Annotated in this window: 18 protein-coding genes and 1 pseudogene; 12 read left to right on the forward strand and 7 right to left on the reverse strand. The window is 72.0% G+C overall.

What is annotated here, in order from left to right:
- Positions 1 to 246 precede the first annotated feature (246 nt).
- Positions 247 to 447, reverse strand: a complete 201-nt coding sequence (locus AB0K82_RS18225; RefSeq protein ID WP_364398219.1) for a hypothetical protein — start codon at positions 445 to 447, stop codon at positions 247 to 249.
- A gap of 211 nt (positions 448 to 658) precedes the next feature.
- Positions 659 to 1,477 carry a GPR1/FUN34/YaaH family transporter gene (locus tag AB0K82_RS18230; protein WP_364398221.1) on the reverse strand — a complete coding sequence of 273 codons (819 nt, stop codon included), beginning with the start codon at positions 1,475 to 1,477 and terminating at the stop codon, positions 659 to 661.
- Positions 1,478 to 1,832: 355 nt separating this feature from the next.
- Between AB0K82_RS18230 and AB0K82_RS18235 the strand changes: the two genes are divergently transcribed.
- On the forward strand, positions 1,833 to 2,588 hold the full coding sequence (locus AB0K82_RS18235; protein WP_364398223.1) for a protein phosphatase 2C domain-containing protein: 756 nt from the start codon (positions 1,833 to 1,835) through the stop codon (positions 2,586 to 2,588).
- A 128-nt stretch (positions 2,589 to 2,716) separates the two neighbouring features.
- Here AB0K82_RS18235 and AB0K82_RS18240 read toward each other — a convergent pair whose 3' ends face one another.
- Complete coding sequence (locus AB0K82_RS18240; RefSeq protein WP_364398224.1) at positions 2,717 to 4,177, reverse strand: MFS transporter; 1,461 nt, start codon at positions 4,175 to 4,177, stop codon at positions 2,717 to 2,719.
- A gap of 86 nt (positions 4,178 to 4,263) precedes the next feature.
- Between AB0K82_RS18240 and AB0K82_RS18245 the strand changes: the two genes are divergently transcribed.
- The 6 genes and pseudogenes from AB0K82_RS18245 (at position 4,264) to AB0K82_RS18270 (ending at position 8,724) form a co-directional block, all read left to right on the forward strand.
- Positions 4,264 to 4,659, forward strand: coding sequence for a MarR family transcriptional regulator (locus tag AB0K82_RS18245; RefSeq protein WP_364398226.1), 396 nt, complete (start codon positions 4,264 to 4,266; stop codon positions 4,657 to 4,659).
- Between the two features lie 98 nt (positions 4,660 to 4,757).
- Positions 4,758 to 5,711 (forward strand): hypothetical protein, encoded by a 954-nt coding sequence (locus AB0K82_RS18250; RefSeq protein WP_364398228.1) that lies wholly within the window; start codon positions 4,758 to 4,760, stop codon positions 5,709 to 5,711.
- A 228-nt stretch (positions 5,712 to 5,939) separates the two neighbouring features.
- Positions 5,940 to 6,713: pseudogene (locus AB0K82_RS18255) on the forward strand (DJ-1/PfpI family protein); the annotation flags it as partial.
- A gap of 172 nt (positions 6,714 to 6,885) precedes the next feature.
- Positions 6,886 to 7,419, forward strand: a complete 534-nt coding sequence (locus AB0K82_RS18260; protein WP_364398229.1) for a DJ-1/PfpI family protein — start codon at positions 6,886 to 6,888, stop codon at positions 7,417 to 7,419.
- A 269-nt stretch (positions 7,420 to 7,688) separates the two neighbouring features.
- The gene (locus tag AB0K82_RS18265) at positions 7,689 to 8,564 is read left to right on the forward strand and encodes a helix-turn-helix transcriptional regulator (RefSeq protein ID WP_364398231.1); all 876 of its coding nucleotides are present in this window, start codon (positions 7,689 to 7,691) and stop codon (positions 8,562 to 8,564) included.
- A 25-nt stretch (positions 8,565 to 8,589) separates the two neighbouring features.
- Entirely contained in the window at positions 8,590 to 8,724 is a 135-nt protein-coding gene (locus AB0K82_RS18270; protein WP_364398232.1) for a DUF397 domain-containing protein, read from the forward strand.
- Positions 8,725 to 8,883: 159 nt separating this feature from the next.
- Here the strand turns inward: AB0K82_RS18270 and AB0K82_RS18275 are convergent, their stop codons facing one another.
- Positions 8,884 to 10,332: an MFS transporter gene (locus tag AB0K82_RS18275; protein ID WP_364398234.1), complete on the reverse strand. Its 1,449-nt coding sequence runs from the start codon at positions 10,330 to 10,332 to the stop codon at positions 8,884 to 8,886.
- 85 nt (positions 10,333 to 10,417) lie between these two features.
- On the opposite strand from AB0K82_RS18275, the gene AB0K82_RS18280 reads away from it, so the two are divergent.
- Positions 10,418 to 10,906, forward strand: a complete 489-nt coding sequence (locus AB0K82_RS18280) for a MarR family transcriptional regulator (protein ID WP_364398236.1) — start codon at positions 10,418 to 10,420, stop codon at positions 10,904 to 10,906.
- A 90-nt stretch (positions 10,907 to 10,996) separates the two neighbouring features.
- Here the strand turns inward: AB0K82_RS18280 and AB0K82_RS18285 are convergent, their stop codons facing one another.
- A complete protein-coding gene (locus AB0K82_RS18285; RefSeq protein ID WP_364398237.1) occupies positions 10,997 to 11,947 on the reverse strand; it encodes an ornithine cyclodeaminase family protein in 951 nt (316 codons plus the stop codon).
- 144 nt (positions 11,948 to 12,091) lie between these two features.
- Here AB0K82_RS18285 and selA point away from each other — a divergent pair, with 144 nt between their 5' ends.
- From selA to AB0K82_RS18300, 3 genes are all read left to right on the forward strand, one after another.
- Positions 12,092 to 13,396: an L-seryl-tRNA(Sec) selenium transferase gene (gene selA / locus AB0K82_RS18290; protein ID WP_364398239.1), complete on the forward strand. Its 1,305-nt coding sequence runs from the start codon at positions 12,092 to 12,094 to the stop codon at positions 13,394 to 13,396.
- Entirely contained in the window at positions 13,387 to 15,129 is a 1,743-nt protein-coding gene (gene selB / locus AB0K82_RS18295) for a selenocysteine-specific translation elongation factor (RefSeq protein ID WP_364398241.1), read from the forward strand. Before selA ends, selB begins: the two co-directional genes overlap by 10 nt.
- A 72-nt stretch (positions 15,130 to 15,201) precedes the next feature.
- Entirely contained in the window at positions 15,202 to 16,395 is a 1,194-nt protein-coding gene (locus AB0K82_RS18300) for an RtcB family protein (RefSeq protein ID WP_364398243.1), read from the forward strand.
- A gap of 343 nt (positions 16,396 to 16,738) precedes the next feature.
- Here the strand turns inward: AB0K82_RS18300 and AB0K82_RS18305 are convergent, their stop codons facing one another.
- Positions 16,739 to 17,092 carry a PRC-barrel domain-containing protein gene (locus AB0K82_RS18305; protein WP_364398245.1) on the reverse strand — a complete coding sequence of 118 codons (354 nt, stop codon included), beginning with the start codon at positions 17,090 to 17,092 and terminating at the stop codon, positions 16,739 to 16,741.
- A gap of 443 nt (positions 17,093 to 17,535) precedes the next feature.
- Positions 17,536 to 18,024 (reverse strand): DUF4232 domain-containing protein, encoded by a 489-nt coding sequence (locus AB0K82_RS18310; RefSeq protein WP_364398247.1) that lies wholly within the window; start codon positions 18,022 to 18,024, stop codon positions 17,536 to 17,538.
- Positions 18,025 to 18,244: 220 nt separating this feature from the next.
- Between AB0K82_RS18310 and moaA the strand changes: the two genes are divergently transcribed.
- Positions 18,245 to 19,234, forward strand: coding sequence for a GTP 3',8-cyclase MoaA (gene moaA, locus AB0K82_RS18315; protein WP_364398249.1), 990 nt, complete (start codon positions 18,245 to 18,247; stop codon positions 19,232 to 19,234).
- Positions 19,235 to 19,243: the final 9 nt, after the last annotated feature.

Consider the following 19,243-nt stretch of genomic DNA (forward strand, 5'->3'; position numbering starts at 1 on the left):
GGTGCTCGATCCGTTGGTTGAACGTGTCTCGGAAGCGTCGGTGGAGCCCGTCGTCCGCACGGATCCGGCCGGCGATCCGTACGAGGGCCGCGGTGCCGGCGAGGTCGTCATCGGGCACCGGGTCCATGACGCTCCAGAGCAGGAGTAAGGATCGCCATCATCGCACGAAGTGGCCGATGACTCACGGAAAGTGCGCGCCGGGGGGAGGCGTGTGCTCCGAGGTCGTACGGAGGTGGCGTCGCGCGCTCAGACGGCGGTGTGGCCGGTGCAGACGTGGTCCGACGAGGCGTCGGTCTGGAGGAGCACCGTGTCACATCCGGAGCAGGCCCATACGCCCTCGGGGACGACCACACTCCAGGTCGCCGCGTCGTCACGCGCGCAGGCGATGCGGTACGCGCGGAGGGAACGGCGCGTCAGGGATCTACAGAACCCGGCCACACGAGACATGGGGGACTCCCGCTGGACAAACCGTGTCGAATCAGACGTGTTCGTCGAGCGTAGCGGACCATGAGGCAGTCCCTGACCAGGGGTTTCCTCTATCGGGCGACCGGACGACCTTCACCGGTGAGGTCTCGCCTCTTCCGTCGCCCGTCTCCGGCCGTGCCCGGGGCGGCGCTGTCCGCGCTGCCCCAGGGCGACGTCCGCGGTTCCGAGGCGGTCACTGGCCGATCTTGACCCCCGGCTGACCGTACTTGTACTCCAGCGGCCGGGTGATCCTCCGGCCCGGGATGTTGGCCGCGGCGCTGTACTTGCCCAGCGGCAGCATGGTCCGTCCGAAGCTACCCTCCACCATCATGGCGCCGGCGATGTACAGGGCAGCGGCGGCGGATGCCACGAAGAGCCAGCCCGCCACGATGACCGGCCACGACGCCCCGGAGACGAAGCCGGCGGCGGCGAACCCGGCCGCCACGGCGAGCAGGACCAGCATCACCGTCAGGCCCATGTTCTCGGCCGTCGCGGCCATCGCGCAGAGTGCGGTGATCAAGCACAGCGCGATCAACCAGAAGGCGAACGGCGTGTTGGCGGCCCCGATGTGCGGTGCCAGCAGGATCGGGAAGGTCCCGGCGGCGACCAGCATGAACATGAAGCCGAACGCGAGCCAGAACGCCCCCCATATCCCGTGTACGGCGGTGGCCAGACCGTCTCGCGCGCGATAGGACCACATGCCCGCCAGGAACTGCGCGAGCCCGCCGGCGGTCAGCACGAAGGGGAACAGGATCACCGGGCTCAGCGCGTTCCCGTACCAGCGCGCCATCCACGCGCCGACCATCAGGTTCGCCGTCGCCAGCCCGAAGAGCCCCAGGATCGACGGCGCCGCGATGGGCTGCAGGAACACCCGGCTTCTGTCCTGCCAGAAGGAGAACTCCTGCTGTTCGGCCTCCATCTCCCCGCCGGTGGGCGTCGCGCCGACCTCGTGCCCTCGAGCTCCGGCTCCCGTAGGTCTGTTGTAGGCGCCTTGGCCCCTTGACTCGGTCATGGCATCCTCCCCCCTAGCTCACGGATGCCCACCCTGTCCATACCGCGAATTTCTCCGCCAAAAACCTCTTATGGGTAGATATTGGCGTATTGACCCAGCATTATCGCAAGCCTCACAAAGGTCATTTCATTTCGCCGAACACCGCGGACACTCCCTGATATCCGGTGCCGCATTCGTCCTTGCCCTTGAATGATCTCTTCGGGATGGAGGGCATCGCCGGGCTCGTTCCGTCCCACCGTGGGCCCGGTCATGCCGGATACCCGCCCGCGGCCGATCGCCGCTACGGTCAGGGGCGGCGAACACCGGGCGTGGGCAGGGCGCCCGCCGGGATCCCAGGGGAAAGGACGTTCGGTCGGTGCAGATCACCTATGCGACCCAGGCGGCACCCGGCACCGTCAACGAGGACTGTGTGGTCGCCGGCCCGGACTGGGCGGTCGTGCTGGACGGGGCGACCGCGCCGGCCGGCGTGGACAGCGGATGCGTGCACGACGTCGCGTGGCTGGTGCGGCGGCTCGCGGGGGCGCTCGGCGCCCGGCTGGCCGAGGCCGCGGACTGTGCGCTCACCGACCTCGTGGCCGACTCGATCGAGCAGGTCTGCGCGTCGCACGCCGGAACCTGCGAGCTGGCCAACCCGGACAGCCCGTCATCGACGCTGGCGGTGACGCGGCGGCGCGGTGGCCGGGTCGAGTGTCTGGTCCTGGCCGACTCGCCCATCGCGGTGCGCGGTCGTGACGGCTCTCTTCACCTGGTGGAGGACGATCGGCTCTCGCACCTGCCGGGCGGGCGCCCGTACACGCTGGAACAGGTCCGGACGCACCGGAACCGGCAGGGCGGGTTCTGGGTGGCGAGCAGTGCCCCGGAGGCGGCCCATCAGGCGGTGACGGCGGTCTTCTCCGCGTCGGAGGTCGACCAGGTGGCGATGTTCACCGACGGAGCGACCCGTTTGGTCGAGCATTACGGGTACGACTGGCCGCGGCTCCTCGAGGTCCTGCGCGACGGCGGCCCGGCACACGTCATCGGTCTTGTCCGGCGGGCGGAACGGGCTCGGCCGATACCCGGGGCGAAGCCGCACGACGACGCCACCGCGCTGCTCGCGACCGTGCCGGCCTGACTGAGGGCCGCCATCGGCACGCCTCGGCACCGGATCCGGCTCCGGCCACCGAATCGGCCCTCGGCCCACGCGCCACGGCCGGATCACCCGGGTCGGACACCCCGGGTGATCCGGCGAGCGGTGGCGGTTCAGCGCTGGGCGGCGTGCCGTGCCGACCGGCGGCGCAGCAGCGGGACGACCGAGATCAGCAATCCGCCGAGGGCCACGGCCGTGACGAAGACCAGGCCGGGCCGGTACTGCGCGAGCATCGCGGCGGGGGAGTGGGACCCCGGCCTCGTGTCGTCGCCCGTGATGATCGCGGTGGTGACCGCAAGGACCAGCGCGGCGCCGACCTGCCCGGCCGTCTGCACGAGCCCGGCGGCCAGTCCCTGCTCGTCGTCCTCCACGCCCGCGGTGGCCTGCACGTTGATGGACGGGAAGCCGAGGGCGAAACCGGAACCGAGCAGCAGCGCTGTCGGAAGGACGGCCAGGACGTAGACCGGATGCGTGTCGACGCGCAGGAACAGCAGGTAGCCGACCGACATCGCGGCCAGCCCGCCGACGATGAACCGGGCCGTGCCGAACCGGTCGATCAGCGTGCCCGTGAACGGCGCGCTGAACACCACCAGGAGCCCGGCGGGCAGCAGCGCCAGGGCCATCGTCAGCGGCGCCCAGCCGAGAACGGACTGCAGGTACAGCGTGACGACGAACTGGAACGAGGTGTAGGAGCCGAGCAGCGCGACGATCGCCAGGTTGGCGCGTACGAGCGTGCCCTTTCGCAGGATGCCCAGCCGGACCAGCGGGTGCGGGACACGACGCTCGACCAGGATGAAGGCGCCGAGCAGGACGACGACGGCGCCGAACAGCGCCAGCGTCACCGGTGCGGTCCAGCCGCGGTCCGGGGCGGACACGAGGTCGTACACCAGCAGCAGCATCGCGGCCGTGGACGTGAGGGCTCCGAGGAGGTCGTGGCCGCCGTCGGAGGCCGGGCGGTCACGGGGGATCAGCGACAACCCGGCGACCAGCGCGACGAGCGCGATCGGCACGGGCATCAGGAAGGTCCAGCGCCAGCCGAGCCCGGTCATGAGGCCGCCGAAGATCAGGCCGAAGGAGTAGCCGCTGGCGCCGAAGACCGTGTAGATCGAGAGCGCCTTGTTGCGCGCCCGGCCCTCCGCGAACGTCGTGGTGATGATCGACAGGCCGGTGGGCGCCGTGAACGCCGCGCTGACCCCCTTGATGAAGCGGGTGGCGATCAGCAGCGGCCCCGAGTCGACCAGGCCGCCGAGCAGCGAGGCGACGGCGAACACGGCCAGTGCGATCAGGAACACCCGCCGCCGGCCGAGCAGGTCGGCGGTGCGGCCGCCGAGCAGCAGCAGACCGCCGTAGCCCAGGACGTATCCGCTGACGATCCACTGGAGGCTGGAGGTGGTCAGGTCCAGCGCCCTGCCGATGGACGGGAGCGCCACGCCGACCATCGACACGTCGAGTCCGTCGAGGAAGAGGACCAGGGAGAGAACGGCCAGGATGCCCCACAGCCGGGCGGGCCACCGGTCCCGGACGGCCGGGGCGCCGGGAAGCGTGCGTGAGTCGGGGAGTGCTGTCGTGGTCACGGCGAAGAAGTTACATGCACATGCATCAGTTGTCCACGCATTAAATGCGTTTGCATCTTTGTTCAACGCGTGTTAAGGTCCGGGCCATGACGGAGACGGGCGAGACCGAGCTCGTGCGCCGCTGGCGCGACGTTCTGGCCTGCTACAGCACGGTCTCCTGCGCTCTCGATCGTGCGCTGCAGGAGACGCACGGGATCGGCATGAGCGAGTTCGAGGTGCTCGATCGGCTGATCGACGCCTCCTGCGAGGACCTCCGCATGCACGATCTCGCGACCTCGATGTACCTCAGCCAGAGCGCGCTGTCGCGGACGGTCGCCCGGCTGGAGCGCGACGGCCTCGTGGAGCGGTCCATGTGCGCCGACGACCGGCGCGCGATCTTCGTGAAGCTCACCGCCGCCGGGCGAGAGCGCCACACGCGGGCGAGGACGACACAGCGCGCCGTCCTCGCCGAGCATCTGACGGCCGAGCCGGCCCGGGCCTGACCCCGCGGGGTCGGCGGCGGGCGTAGCATCGGGAAAGACCGACCCCCGACCCCTGAGCCGCGCGCCCTCGGCCGACAGCAGGCGGCGGCAGGAGAGCCGTGCATCACGGATCAGGCCGTTCCCCGGACCCCGTGTTCCCGCCCGTCACCGCCCCCGGACGCGAGCTGCGTGCTCTCGGCTACGCCGAGGACCCCATCGCCCGGCCGCTCATTTATCCCGGCCGGCGGCCGCCCGGATCCGGTCTCCTGGTCGACGGATGCTTCCTCGACCTGCGCGTGACGCCCCCACCGCCCGTCGCCCGGCCGCCCGGCCGGCCGATCCCCGTCGCGGCCGAAGCCGGCGCGACTCCGCCGGCCCCGCAGTCCCCACCCGGTCACTGGGTCCTCGACGCGTCGGCGGTGCCGCCGCACGTGTTCGGCGGGCCGGAGATCCCGCTGGACGAGGCGCTGCGCGCCTGCGGCCGCCCGGTCATGGCCGACCGCCGGCCGGTGCTGGCCGTCGGGTCGAACGCCGCACCGGCCCAGATCGCCCGGAAACTGGCGGGGCGGACGCGCCTGGTCGTCCCGATGACGTACGCCCACGTGTCCGGGCTGACCGCCGGGGCGTCCGCGCACGTGAGCCGGCCCGGATACGTGCCGGCCGTCCCGGTGCTGACACCCGGCGCGAGCACCGAACTCGTCGTCCTGTGGCTGGACGACGAGCAACTCGCCGCCGTCGATCGTACGGAGCCGAACTACCACCGGGTGCGGCCGTCGGCGTCGGTGACCGTCGCGCTGCCCGGCCTCGCACCGCTCGGTTGTCACCTCTACGCCGGGCGGCACGGCTGCCTGACCGACGCGGGCGGCGTCCCGATCCGCCTGGCCGGACAGCCCGGTCTGCTGGCCGGGCTCCTGGCGGCGTCTCCCCGCCTGGTCCGGCTGACCGGCGCCCGTACCCCGGAGGAGTTCGTCGCCCGTGCCCGAGCCGACGCCCGCCTGCGGGACGACGTACGGCGGCTGTGGCGTCGGGAGGGGATCGTGCTCGCCCAGCCGGAGCTCGCCCCACTGCCCTGAACAGCGTCCCACGGCGCCCGGTCGACCACTCGCGGCGGGTGGAACAGGATCCGGCCCAGCGTCGGCCGGAGGGGATACGGCTCAGGGCGGGCCGATGGCGTGATCCGTGGGGTGTGTGTCGTTGACGCCACATGGGGGACCGGAGAGCCTGAAGTCGTGGACGCCCTCCGGATCTGCTTCGTCATCTTCGACGGCTTCCAGCCGCTGGACCTCATCGGACCGTACGAGGTGTTCGCCGACGCCGGGTACCGGTCGCGGATCATCGCTCCGCGGGCCGGGCTCGTACGCTCCGGCAGCGGTCTGCCCGTCCACGCGGAGTACGGGGTCGGCGACGTCGACCCCGCCGGTGTGGACACGCTCGTCGTGGTGGGCGGTACGGGCGTCGACGCGGCGCGGCTCGACTCCGCGCTGGTCGGCTGGATCGCCGCGGCGGGGGCCGCGGCCCGGCGCGTCGCCTCCGTCTGCAGCGGGGCCCTCCTGCTGGCGGCGACGGGTCTGCTGGACGGCCGGCGGGTGACGACCCACTGGAAGCGCCGCGACCAGCTCGCCGCCGAGCATCCGCAGCTGATCGTCGACTGCGATCCGATCTTCATTCGGGACGGCAGGTTATGGACGTCCGCGGGGGTGACGGCGGGCATGGACCTGGCGCTCGCCCTCGTCGAGAAGGATCTCGGCCGGGACGCCGCCCATGAGGTGGCTCGCGAACTCGTGATGTTCCTGCGCAGGCCCGGAAGTCAGTCGCAGTTCAGTGTTCCGCTGTGGTCGGCACAGCCGTCGAGCGACCCGATCCGCGTCGTCGTGGACGCGGTGCACGCGGCGCCGGGGGCGCGGCACGGCATCGGGGACCTGGCGGCGAGGGCCGGCCTGAGCCCACGCCACCTGCAACGCCGGTTCACCGCCGAGCTCGGCGTGCCGCCGGCGGCGTACGTCGAACGGGTCCGGGTGGAGGCGGCGCGGCGTGCGCTCGCCGAGGGGGACGACCCGGTCGAGGCCATCGCCCGGCGGTGCGGCTTCGGGACCGCCGAGACGCTGCGCCGGGCGTTCCACCGGCACGTCGGCGTCCCCCGTCCGACTACCGGGACCGTTTCCGATCGACCAGGGAGTACGCGTGACCACTTATGGACTGTTGGTGTTCGACGGCGCGGAGGAACTGGACGTCGTGGGGCCGTGGGAGGTGTTCACCGCCTCCTCCATGCTCCGCGACGGCGCCGACACCGCGGTGACCATCGCCGAGAGGTCCGGACCGGTGCGCTGCGGCAAGGGGCTCCGGGTGCTGGCCGACCATTCCTTCGGCGACCACCCGCCGCTGGACGTCCTGCTGGTGCCGGGCGGACAGGGCACCCGGCGTGAGGTGTCCAACCCGGCGCTGATCGACTGGATCGCACGGACCGACGCCTCCTGGGTCACGGGGGTCTGCACCGGCGCGCTCCTCCTGCACGAGGCGGGGCACGCGCGTGGTCGTCGGGTGGCGACGCACCATGCCTTCGAGGACACGCTGCAGGCGCGGGGCGACGTCACGGTCGTACGCGACGCGCGCTACGTCGTCGACGGGAACCTCGTCACCAGCCAGGGCGTCTCGGCCGGCATCGACATGGCGCTGTGGCTGGTCGGCCGGCTGCACGGCAGGGATCACGCCCGGGCCGTCCGCAGATACATCCAGTACGAGCCCGCTCCGCCGTACCTCGCGGACGAACCTCAGGACGCCTGACCGGAGGCGATGTGGGTAGCGTCACAAGATGGGTACTGCGGGGTCGAACGGGCAGATGGGCTGCTATGTATGCGGGGTAAGAGTCGGATCGTCCAACCGGGACGATCCAACTCGCTGTGCGACGTCCGCTAAGGTATATTGCGTCGCAAGTTTCACTAAATGTTGTGACGGCGATTTCTTGACACTATTACGGCCGACCTCTATAACGGTTATGCCGAGTGGTAGCGCACGACCGGTGAGGTCTCGCCGGTCGGCTGGGGAGGAACAAGGTGCCCGGGCCCGGAAGTGGCACGGTTCGTAACCGCAGACTGGCCACGGAGTTGCGCCGCCTCCGCGAAAGAAGCGAACTGACCGGTGATGACGTCGCCGACCGACTCGGATGGTCGGCCTCGAAGGTCAGTCGCATCGAGAATGCCCGCCAAGCCCCCCGTCTGGGAGACGTGAGGAGCTTGCTGGACCTCTACGGTGTCGACGGTACGTACCGGGACCAACTGCTCCAGTTGGCCCGGGATGCCGGTCGAAAGGGCTGGTGGGAGGCGTATTCGGACGCTCTCCCTGAGCCGTACGCCTCCTATATCGGTCTCGAGATGGAGGCGGAGGAGATCCTCCAGTGGGAGACCCAGGTCGTGCCCGGCCTGCTGCAGACGGAGGCGTACGCCTCGGCCGTCGAGCAGGGGTCGCACTCGATCGAGGTCATCCCGCCGAGCCGGGTCGACGCGCGCGTGGAGACTCGGCTGGCGCGTCAGTCCGTGCTCACCCGCGAGTCGCCGCTGCGGCTGTCCCTCGTCCTGGACGAGGCCACCCTGCTGCGCCGCTTCGGAGACGCGAGCGTCATGGGCGAGCAACTCGAACGCCTTCTGGAGTTGGCCGAGTTGCCCAACGTCACGCTCCAGGTGCTTCCACTTGATGGGCCCCATCCGATCACCACGGGGTCCTTCACGCTTCTGCAGTTCCCGCAAGTCGGCGGAATCAAGTTCCACGACGTCATCTATATCGAGCATCAGAACGGCTGCTCGTATCTCGAAGAAGAGACCGAGACCTACCGGCATCGGCTCAGTTTCGAGCGACTCAGCGCAGAGGCGCTCGCGCCTGCGGAATCCATGGAATTGATCTCCAGGATCACCCGGGATGCGTGGGGTTCTTAGCCGAAAACGGAGGGGGGTGATAATGATGGACCAGGCGATCAGGCATCCCGGCGTCATCTGGCGCAAAGGATCTCGGAGCATGGCCAACGGCGCATGCGTCGAGGTCGCGACGGTGCCGGCGGCCGCGTCGGAGGACGACACGGCTCGGGCGGCGGAGTAGCGCCACAACTGAACAACGACGAATAAGTTGGATCGCTCGCAATAGCAATATTGTGAGCGATTGTGCGTGAAATAGCAGTGATGACGGTCCACTTCCTTTGCGGCGTGGCAGAGGAAGTGGACCGTTCGGGGTCTCCGGCTCGGGGTTTCCGGCTTGAGGTCAGGAGATCTCGAGCGCCTCGACCGCGTGCGGGGCCGACTTGTGCCGGACACCGTGCACCACCGCCACGGCGGCCGCCAGCACCGCGCCGATCGTCGCGATCACGAAGCACACGACGTACGCGTGCTCGGTCGGGACGCCCGGCGTTCCCGGGATGGTCTGCCCGGTCAGCACCGCGGCGGTCACCGCGCCCGAGACGCTGCCGCCCGCCGTCCGGACGAGAGAGTTGATCCCGCTGGCGATGCCGCTCTGGTCCATCGGCACGTGCTGCACCGCGAGGGTGCCCAGCGCGGCGTACGCCACCCCGACGCCGATCCCCTGCACGGCGCTGAAGCCCAGCATGTCGAACCCGTGCCCGTGTGACACGGCCAGCCAGAGGTAGCTCAGCCCGGCGCCCACCGACCCGATGGCCAGGGTGTACGCCGCGCCGATCCGGCCGGCGATCCGCCCCGAGAGCGCCGAGCAGACGAACATGGTGAACGTGCTGGGCAGCATGTACAGGCCCACGTCGAGCACGGAGCCGCCGAGGCCGTAGCCGACCGCCTTGGGGGTCTGTACGAAGTTCGAGATGAGGGTGAACGCCGCGAACATCGCGAACCCGAGCAGGAGCGAGGCGGCGTTCGCCGACAGCGACTGCAGGCCGACCAGGAGGTTCAGCCGGACCAGCGGCTGGTCGACGCGCAGCTCGATGGCGACCCACACGGCCGCCAGGACCACCGTCGCGCCGAACAGGCCGAGCACGCCGGCGGAGGACCAGCCCCAGTCGTTGCCCTCGCTGATCCCCAGCAGCAGGCATACGAGGAGACCGGCGAGGACCATTGCGCCCGGGACGTCCGGCCGGCCGCCGACGCGGACGCCGACGTCCCGCGCGCTCAGCGCGACCAGCACGAGCCCGACCCCGGCCGCCCCCGCGGCGATCCAGAACTCCGGGCGGTAGCTGCTGGTGTGGTCGGCGATCAGCCCGGTGACGATCATGCCGATGCTGCCGCCGACGCCCATGGTGGCGCTGACGATGCCGATCCCCGAGGTGACCTTCTCCCGTGGGAAGGTGTCCCGGATCATGCCGATGGCCAGCGGGATCAGGGCGGACGACGTGCCCTGCAACGCTCGTCCGACGATGAGGACGCCGAGTGAGTTCGACAGCGCGCAGATCGTGGAGCCGACGACCAGCAGCCCCATCGCGATGATGATGAGGTTCTTCTTCCCGTACATGTCGCCCAGGCGCGACAGCAGGGGAGTGGCCACCGCGCCGGCCAGCAGCGATGCGGTGAAAACCCAGGTCACCGCGCTGACGGACGCGTCGAAGTGACGCATCAGCGCCGGCAGCAGAGGGAGCACCAGCGTCTGCTGCACGGACGCGACCATGCCGGCGGTGGCGAGGGCCAAAAGGGTCAATCCGGTGTGCGTCTGCTCCCCGCTCTCACGCGACGAGACGGCGACGTCGACCATCGGGGGACTCTCCTTAGGTTGTGATCTCGCCGCTCATGATGACTTACTTAATTAAGGTAAGCAATCAATGAATATGCTGGATGACATGCCTCCGCCCGACGACATGGCCGAACTCGAACGGGCCCTCAGCCGGATATCCCACCTGCTCAGCCGCGCCAAGGAGCACGACCGGACGATCGAGGAGGCCGGCGTGGCCGTGGACCGGGCGAGCGCGCCGTTCCTGCGCGCACTTGCCGACGCGCCCGCGCCGCTACGGCTGGGGGAGTTGGCCACGCTGCTCGGCGTCGAGGCGCCGCACGTGACCCGGCAGGTGCAGCGTCTGGAGCGCGCGGACTTCGTCGAGCGCGTCCCGGACCCGGACGACCGCCGGGCCCAGCGGGTGCGGATCACCCCCAAGGGCGCGGACGCGGTCGAGTGCATTCGCGCCGTGGGGCGGCGCTGGATGTCCGATGCGCTCGCCGACTGGTCCGAAGAGGACCGGCACCGCCTGGCGGCGCTCTGCCACCGTATGGTCGACGACTTCCTCCGGTTCGGGGCCGAACGCCGCGAGTCCGGCCGGAGCCGCCCCGCGTGACGCCGAGCGCTCGCCCGAGGAGGGCGAGCGCCCGGCCGCGCCGGGCGGCTACCCGGCCAAAAGCCTGCGCTCAGTCGGCGGGGCGGGTGCTCAGCCGAGGAAGTCGAACCGGGTGCCGGACCCCGCGGCCTGGTAGGCCGCCCAGCTCAGCGCCAGGTCCTGCCACGGCAGGCCGACGGGCGCGTAGACGGTCACCTCGGACGGTTCCGTGCGGCCCGGGGCGGTGCCCCGCAGCACTTCCGAGATCACGCCGGCGGCGGCCTCCGGGCCGAGGCCCGCGTTGCCGAGCGCTCCCATCGCGACGGCGAGGTCGAGGTCGTCCACGAACGTACGGCTCGTCCGCAGCAGGTCGGCCGACAGTTCCGCCTTGCCCGGTTCGTCCGCGCCGAGGGAGGTGACGTGCGTACCCGGACCGACGTCGCCGGCGTGCAGCAGCGGCGTCCTCGACCAGGTCGCGGTCACGATCACGGCCGCCTCCGCGACGCCGGGCGGGACGCCGCGGCCGGTCCCGCCGGCCTCCACCGGCACCGCCCGGCCACCGTGGCGGGCGGCGAACGCGGCGGCCCGCTCGGCGTCGAGGTCGGTGACGAGGAGATCACGGATCGGCCGGAGGCGGCGCAGGCCGGTGACCACCAGGTGGGCCTGGGCTCCTGCCCCGATGACCGCGACCGTGTCCGCGTCGGGCCGGGCGAGCGCGTCCGTGCCCAGCGCCGCGGCCAGACCGGTGCGCCAGGCCGTCACGGTCGCCGAGTCGAGCAGCGCGAGCAGTTCGCCGGTCCGCAGGTCGTGCAGGCAGACGACGCCCCGCAGCGCGGGCGTGGCGCCCGGGAACTTGGCGTTGACCTTCACCGTGTAGGCCGGCACCCCGTCGATGAGACCGGGGATGAGCGCGGTCGCGGTGCCCGGTCCGGGCAGGTCGGTGCGGACGCGCTGCGGCCGGACGCGGCCGGGGGACGCCAAGGAGCCGGCGCGGAGCGCGTCCAGGCACTCCCGGGGATCGAGAAGGGCCTCCAGGTCGCTTCGGCTCAGCAGTACGGTCACCGGACGATCTTCGCTCATCCGCGGCGAAGGAACGCCGTCGGGCTACCTCGGCGGATGCCGGACGTCCGCGCCGCGGCCGGCGCGGCGCGGACTCGGGCCGAGCCGCCTTGGCGTCCCGGGCCGGGCTGGTCATAGGTTTCTGCCATGGACTCTCGACGCCGGGTGCCGCGTACGGACACCGTGCTCGCCGACCCGAGGCTCGCCGAGGCGGTCCTGCGGCTGGGGCGCGGCATCGTGAAGTCGGCCGTCGCGGCGGCGCAGGAGCGCGCGCGGCGCGGTCAGATCGCTCCCGAAGGCGTCGCCGACGAGGCTCTGGCGTCTCTGCCGGCGCACGCCGCGACGCTGCGGCCGGTGATCAACGCGACGGGCGTCCTCCTGCACACCAACCTGGGCCGCGCGCCGCTGTCCGCGGCCGCCCGCGAGGCGGTGCTCGCCGCCGGCGGCTGCACGGACGTGGAGTACGACCTGGCCACGGGGCGCCGGAGCCGGCGTGGCCGCGGCGCCCTGGCGGCCCTCGCGGAGGCGTGCCCGGCGGCCGAGGCGGTCCACGTGGTCAACAACAACGCCGCCGCCCTCGTCCTGGCCGCCACCGCCCTCGCCCGCGACCGGGAGATCGTCATCAGCCGCGGCGAGATGGTGGAGATCGGGGACGGTTTCCGTCTCCCCGACCTGCTCGTCTCGACCGGCGCGCGGCTCCGCGAGGTCGGTACGACCAACCGCACGACCGCCGCCGACTACGCGGCCGCGCTCGGCCCCGAGACCGGGTTCGTGCTGAAGGTCCACCCCTCCAACTTCCGGATCGAGGGCTTCACCGCGCAGGCGCCGGTGCGCGAGCTCGCCCGGCTCGGCGTCGCGGTCGTCGTCGACATCGGCTCCGGGCTGCTCGCCCCGGATCCGGTCCTGCCCGATGAGCCGGACGCCGCCACCGTTCTGCGGGAGGGCGCCGACCTCGTCACCGCCAGCGGCGACAAGCTGCTGGGCGGCCCGCAGGCCGGTGTGCTCCTCGGCCGCGCCGACCTGATCGAACGCCTGCGGCGCCACCCTCTCGCCCGCGCGCTCCGCGTCGACAAGCTGACCCTCGCGGCGCTCGAGGCCACCGTCCGAGGTCCCCGTACGCCCACCGAGGAGGCCCTGCACACCGACGTCCGAGCCCTGCGGCAGCGGGCCGAGCGGCTCGCCAAGCGGCTTCCCGAGCATGACGCGCTGGCCGTCGAGTCGACCGCCCGCGTCGGCGGCGGGGGAGCGCCCGGCGTCGAGCTGTCCAGCGCGGCCGTCAGCCTGCCCGCGTCGTACGCCGTCCCGCTCCGCGCGTCCGGCGTCGTCGGGCGGCTGGAGTCCGGCCGGCTGCTCCTGGATCTGCGCACCCTCCCCGCCGACCTCGACGACGCCGAGTTCGTCCGGCGGATCGAGCGGGCGGTCGCGGCTGGGGAGGAGCGCCCGTGCACGTGATCGCCACCGCCGGCCACGTCGACCACGGCAAGTCCACGCTCGTACGGGCGCTGACCGGGATGGAGCCGGACCGCTGGGCCGAGGAACGCCGCCGCGGCATGACCATCGGCCTCGGGTACGCCTGGACGACGTTGCCGTCGGGAGACCGGATCGCGCTCGTCGACGTGCCGGGCCACGAGCGGTTCGTCACCACGATGCTGGCCGGGATCGGCCCGGTGCCCGCGGTGATGTTCGTGGTCGCCGCCGACGAGGGCTGGATGCCGCAGTCCGCCGAGCACCTCGCGGCGATCGACGCCCTCGGCGTCCGCCACGGCCTGCTCGTCGTCACCCGCGCCGACCTCGCCGACCCCGCCGCCGCCCGCGACGAGGCGGCGGCCGAGATCGCCCGTACCGGCCTGGGCCGGGTCGAGACGGTCACGGTGAGCGGCGCCACCGGCGCGGGCCTGCCCGCGCTGCGAGACGCCCTCGACCGGCTCGTCGCGCGGCTGCCCGCGCCCGACGCGACGGCGCCCGTACGGGTCTGGGTCGACCGGGCGTTCACGATCAAGGGCAGCGGCACGGTGGTCACCGGCACCCTGCCCGCCGGGACGATCCGGGTCGGTGCCGAGCTGCGGCTCGACGGCCGTCCCGTACGCGTCCGGGCCCTGCAGACGCTCAAGGAGACCGCCGAGACCGTCTCCGCCGTCTCCCGCGTCGCGATCAACCTGCGCGGCGTCGACCGCGACGAGGTCGCCCGCGGCATGGCGCTGACGAGCGACGAGTGGACCGTCACCGGCCTCGTCGACGTGCGCGTGCACGGCGCCGAGACGTCCGCGCTGCCTCGCGAGCCGGTGCTGCACATCGGCTCCGCCGCCGTCCCCGTCCGCCTGCGTCCGCTCGGGGAGGACACGGCACGGCTGGCGCTGACCCGGCCGCTGCCGCTGCACATCGGGGACCGCGCGCTCCTGCGCGAACCCGGCGCCCGGCGCGTCGCCGGAGTGACCGTCCTCGACGTACGGCCCCCGGCGCTGCGGCGGCGGGGCGCCGCGGCCGACCGCGCCCGCGAGCTGGCGGCCGGCGTTCCGGACGCCGAGGCGCTGCTGCGTCGCCACGGCCTGATCCGGGTCCCCGACCTCCTCGCCATGGGCGTCGCCGCGGCGGCCGAGCCGGTCGCCGGTGACTGGCTGGCCGATCCGGAGCGCTGGACGGAGTTGCGCCGCCTGCTGGCCGAGGCGGTGGAGCGCCACGACGCCGCCGACCCGCTCGACCCAGGCCTCCCGGTCGAGGCGGCGCGCGCCCTGCTGGACCTGCCCGACCGGCGACTGGTGGACGCGCTGGCCCACCCCCCGCTCCGCCTGGACGGGGGCCGGGTCCGCGGCCCCGCCGCGGCGACCATCCCGGCGCCGGTGGCCGGCGCGGTGCGGCGACTGCGCGACGAACTGGAGAAGGATCCGTTCCGCGCCCCGGAGGCCGGCCGCCTCGCGGAGCTGGGCCTCACCGGCCGCGCCCTGGCCGCCGCCGTACGCGCGGGCGCGCTCCTCAAGATCGCCGATGGCATCGTCCTGCTACCCGGCGCGGACACCGGCGCCGCGCGCCTGCTGGCCGGGCTGCCGCAGCCCTTCACGGTGAGCGAGGCCCGCCGCGCGCTCGGCACCAGCCGGCGGGTCGCCGTCCCCCTGCTGGAACACCTCGACCGGCGCGGCCTCACCGAACGCACCGGGGACCGGCGTCGCGTACGGCCCATCGGGGATTAAATCGGTTGAACGGGGCACCGCCTTTCTGGCGTCATAGACCCGGCTCACCGATGATCTGGAGAGGAGATGGTGATGCCGTACCGCACGATGAAGGGCGGCCACGTTCCGATCCGGATGTGGACCGACCCGGCCGACGTCGAGACGGTCGCGCTCGACCAACTGCGCAACGTCTCGAGCCTGCCGTGGGTGCACGGCGTCGCGGTCATGCCCGACGTGCACTACGGGAAGGGCGCGACGGTCGGCTCCGTGATCGCGATGCGCGACGCCGTGGCGCCGGCCGCGGTGGGCGTGGACATCGGCTGCGGGATGACCGCGGTCAAGTCCAGCCTCACCGTCGCGGACCTGCCCGACGACCTCGGCCGCCTGCGGGCGAAGATCGAGAAGGCCGTTCCGGTGGGGCGTGGCGCGCACAAGACGCCGATCGACCCCTCGGCGGTCCCCGGGCTGAAGGAACGCGGCTGGTACGAGTTCTGGAAGCGGTACGACGAGCTGGCGCCGGTCGCGCGGTCCCGCCGGGGCAAGGCGACCTCGCAGCTGGGCACGCTCGGTTCGGGCAACCACTTCCTGGAGGTGTGCGCCGACGACGAGGGCTCGGTCTGGATCGTGCTGCACTCCGGCTCCCGCAACATCGGCAAGGAGCTGGCGGAGCACCACATCGAGGCCGCGATGCGGCTCCCGCACAACCAGGACCTGCCCGACCGCGACCTGGCGGTCTTCCTCAGCGGCACGCGGAAGATGGAGGAGTACCGCCGGGACCTGTTCTGGGCGCAGGACTACGCGCGGCGCAACCGCGCCGTGATGATGGCCCTCACCCAGAACGTCGTCACCCGGTTCTTCGCGGGCACGCGGGTCCGCTGGGACGACATCATCTCCTGCCACCACAACTACGTGGCGGAGGAGGTCTACGACGACGTCGAAGTCCTCGTCACCCGTAAGGGCGCCATCCGCGCGGGCGACGGCGACCTTGGGATCATCCCGGGCTCGATGGCGACCGGCACGTACATCGTGCGCGGGCTCGGCAACGAGAAGGCGTTCAACTCCGCGTCGCACGGCGCGGGCCGGAGGATGAGCCGCAACCAGGCGAAGCGCTCGTTCACCGTGGACGACCTCATCGAGCAGACCAAGGGCGTCGAGTGCCGGAAGGACTCAGGGGTGATCGACGAGATCCCGGGCGCGTACAAGGACATCGAGTCGGTGATCGAGGCGCAGTCCGACCTGGTCGAGGTCGTCGCCCACCTGCGCCAGCTGATCTGCGTGAAGGGTTGACAGGGCCCCGCCGGGCCACGGCCCGGCGGGCGCCAGGGCTCCCCGGGAGCCGTCGAGCCGTCCCCACCGGGGAGGTGGGGACGGCTCCGGCGTCACGTCGCCCGATGCCCATGGGCTTGACCGGGCGGATCGAGAGCGCGGCGGACCGAAGTCTCGGCGAAGACCTGGTGGAGTCGCTCGTCCGCGGTCTTCGTCCTCTTCGCGATTGCGGTTACCGAGCATTCGGTGCGCACGCCGGAGGCCGGTGCGTCGCCGGCAGGGGACGATCGCCGTCCTTGTCGGTGGTGAGAGTGCCGCGGTGCGGCCTTGAGGCGTGAAGACGGGATGCGGAACCGGCGTTGGCCTACCGCCGAGCGAGCCACCGCTCCGTCGGCTCCGCCTGATAGGGCAGCTCGTAGTGGGCGAAGACGGCTTCCTCGTCGCCGGCGAGCAGTTCTCCGTCGATGTCGATCGACGGAGCGTCCTTGACCTGGCCGCGGGTGCGGGCGATGCGGATGTAGCCAGGACCGACCGTGGCGTCGGCCAAGGGTACGAACACCAGCCGATAACGGGTGGGCAGGCCGACCCGGACGGTGGCGAACGAGGGCTGATCCGTGCGGGTGTCGACGTACACGGCTTCCAACTTGCCGATCTTCTTGCGGTTCGCGTCCACCACGTCGTGGCCGCGCCATTCGCGGATGTCGTGAGCTTCCAGCATCCTGCCGCTCCTCCCTGGTGGACGGATCTACAGGGGCAGGGGAGGTGCTCTCCTTCACTACCGGAGGTGTGTCAACGACGGCCCTGCCCCCTGGGCCGCATTCCAGTCGCGCGTCGCGCAATGGTTTCCCCAAACCGTGCGCCCGGCGGCCTTGACCCGCCCAGACACGGATCGAACCGTTGCCGCCGGCTGGTGAGGGGGCTCACCGGAGGCCGCTGAGCCGTCCCCGCCGGGTAAGCGGGGACGGCTCCGGCGTCGCCTCATCTCAGGCCGCTGGGCCTGACCGGCCGGATCCAACCTGCGGGGGACCGAAAGCTCGGGGAAACCGCGGTGGAGTTGCTGGTCCGCGGTCTTCGTCCCTTTCGCACTCGCGGTCACCGAGCCTTCGGTACGCGACTTCGATGGGACGCGGACCTACGGTGACGCGACGGCGCGGGGGCCGGTCAGTCCAGCCAGGGCTTGATGGCGCCGACCTTGATCTTGGAGCTCGGGGTGTTGGAGTTCCACTTGACGGGGCCGAACGTCCCGGCCTTGGGCGACACCGTGACGCGGACGTACGCCGGGTGGACGGGGTGCTTGCCGCCCGTCGTGAAGGTCAGGTCGAACACCGCCTCCCGCCCGGGCCCGACCAGGGCCTGGCCCTTGGCGCCCTTGTAGACGCCGATGACCTTGTGCTTCTTGTTCAGCAGCCGTACGATCGGCCGGCCGCTGAGCAGGCAGGTCTTCTTGCCCTTCGTGCTGATCGACAGCGGCTGGTCGACCTTCTTGCCCTCGACGTAGCCGTGGGCGAACTGGAGGACCAGACGGTTCTTGGCGACCGAGCAGGCCGGCGCCTTCGCCGTCGGCGTCGCGGCCTGTGCCGGCGCGGCCAGGCCGGCCACGGCGATGGCACCGGCGACGCCGGTCATCGCGAGCGTGGTGCTGAGTTTCACCTTGGGTGACCCTCACTCTCCGTTGAGCGTGGCTCCCGCTGCGCGCGGGAGGGACGGAACGCCCGTCCAAGGCCATGATCATCTAAATCCACGGTACGAGGCGCCGTTTCGTGACAAGTCGCGTCAAGGCCGCGATGAGCGGAGGGCCCGATCGGGGGCGCGCGGATCGTCGGTGCGACGGCATAGGCTGGAGTGTCCGCATCGACAGAGGGGGTCGTCCTTGCTGGTGGACGGGTTCGGCCGAGTGGCGACCGACCTTCGCGTGTCCCTGACCGACCGCTGCAACCTGCGTTGCTCTTACTGCATGCCCCCCGAAGGCCTCGAGTGGCTGCCCAAACCGGAGCTGCTCACCGACGACGAGGTCGTCCGGCTCGTACGGGTGGGCGTCGAGCGCCTCGGCATCACCGAGGTCCGCTACACCGGAGGCGAGCCACTGCTCCGCAGGGGGCTGGTCGACATCGTGGCCCGCACCACCGCGCTGCGCCCGCGCCCGCAGGTCTCGCTGACCACGAACGCCATCGGGCTGGCCCGGCTGGCCGGGCCGCTGCGCGAGGCCGGCCTCGACCGGGTGAACGTCTCCCTCGACACCCTCGACGGGGACACCTTCGTGCGCCTCTCGCACCGGGACCGCCTGCCGGACGTCCTCGCCGGCCTCGCCGCCGCGCAGCGCGCCGGGCTGCGGCCGGTGAAGGTGAACACCGTGCTGATGCGCGACGTCAACGACCACGAGGCCTCGTCGCTGCTGCGCTTCTGCCTGGAGCAGGGCTACGAGCTGCGCTTCATCGAGCAGATGCCGCTCGACGCCCAGCACGGCTGGCGCCGGGACGACATGGTCACGGCCGACGAGATCCTCGACCGGCTCACGGCGGAGTTCACGCTCGTGCCGGACGACGCCGCCGCACGCGGCAGCGCCCCGGCCGAGACGTTCCTCGTCGACGGCGGCCCCGCGCGGGTCGGCGTCATCGGCTCGGTCACCCGGCCGTTCTGCGGGGCCTGCGACCGGGTCCGGCTCACCGCGGACGGCCAGATCCGCAACTGCCTGTTCGCGCGCGAGGAGTCCGACCTGCGCGCCGCGCTGCGCTCCGGCGCCTCGGACGACGACCTCGCCGAGCGCTGGACGGCCGCGGTCGCGGCCAAGCGCGCGGGGCACGGCATCGACGACGTCGGCTTCCTGCAGCCCGCCCGTCCGATGTCCGCGATCGGCGGGTAGAAAGGACGC

Origin of the sequence: Actinoallomurus sp. NPDC052274, from assembly GCF_040679475.1 — a bacterium.
GTDB lineage: Bacteria > Actinomycetota > Actinomycetes > Streptosporangiales > Streptosporangiaceae > Actinoallomurus > Actinoallomurus liliacearum.

Bases quoted from the DNA above. Each gene is read 5' to 3' on its own strand.
- AB0K82_RS18280 (WP_364398236.1), top strand. From the start codon at position 10,418: ATGCCTCCGCCCGACGACATGGCCGAACTCGAACGGGCCCTCAGCCGG.
- AB0K82_RS18225 (WP_364398219.1), bottom strand. From the start codon at position 447: ATGTCTCGTGTGGCCGGGTTCTGTAGATCCCTGACGCGCCGTTCCCTC.
- AB0K82_RS18275 (WP_364398234.1), bottom strand. From the start codon at position 10,332: ATGGTCGACGTCGCCGTCTCGTCGCGTGAGAGCGGGGAGCAGACGCAC.
- AB0K82_RS18230 (WP_364398221.1), bottom strand. From the start codon at position 1,477: ATGACCGAGTCAAGGGGCCAAGGCGCCTACAACAGACCTACGGGAGCC.
- AB0K82_RS18270 (WP_364398232.1), top strand. From the start codon at position 8,590: ATGGACCAGGCGATCAGGCATCCCGGCGTCATCTGGCGCAAAGGATCT.
- AB0K82_RS18300 (WP_364398243.1), top strand. From the start codon at position 15,202: ATGCCGTACCGCACGATGAAGGGCGGCCACGTTCCGATCCGGATGTGG.
- AB0K82_RS18245 (WP_364398226.1), top strand. From the start codon at position 4,264: ATGACGGAGACGGGCGAGACCGAGCTCGTGCGCCGCTGGCGCGACGTT.
- AB0K82_RS18305 (WP_364398245.1), bottom strand. From the start codon at position 17,092: ATGCTGGAAGCTCACGACATCCGCGAATGGCGCGGCCACGACGTGGTG.
- selA (WP_364398239.1), top strand. From the start codon at position 12,092: ATGGACTCTCGACGCCGGGTGCCGCGTACGGACACCGTGCTCGCCGAC.